The following is a 493-nucleotide window of genomic DNA, read 5'->3' on the forward strand; positions in this document are numbered from 1 at the left end:
TAGCTCGAAGTTCTTGCGGAAAATTATATCTATAAATAGCAGGAATTCTTGGATCAAGTTTAGCATCTAATTTGTGTTTTTTATAATACCATTCTAGATTTTCAGGGGTAAAATAATAAGGTGCATTAGGATAGCCTTGAGGAGGAGTTAGGGCTGCTAGTTTGGCATGTAGTATTAAAGTATCATTAAAAAGTTGTGCTTCTTCTTCACTCCAATCATTAGGTGTATCTGTTCCATAGCCTTGCAGCATGCCATTTTTATACCCTCCCCTATGACGATCAAATTCCCTTCTGCTTTCATAAGTAGAATCTATATCCCTTGGATCTTTTATTTTACCCTCAACTATATCACTTCTTAAGGCTCTATACATATTTCCAAATTGATCACTAGCAATTCTATATTTATTATAATCAATTACCCAATCTACTCCCATAATCTCATCTATAAAAGGAAGCATACCAAATTCATCAGGTTTTAAAGTCTTAGCTAAGGT

The 493-nt window shown here is 33.9% G+C and carries 1 pseudogene; it reads right to left on the bottom strand.

Going from position 1 to position 493, the window contains the following annotated elements:
• A pseudogene (locus ELQ12_RS09870) lies at positions 1–493 on the bottom strand (hypothetical protein); the annotation flags it as partial.

Source organism: Campylobacter sp. US25a (assembly GCF_004379075.1).
GTDB lineage: Bacteria > Campylobacterota > Campylobacteria > Campylobacterales > Campylobacteraceae > Campylobacter_D > Campylobacter_D jejuni.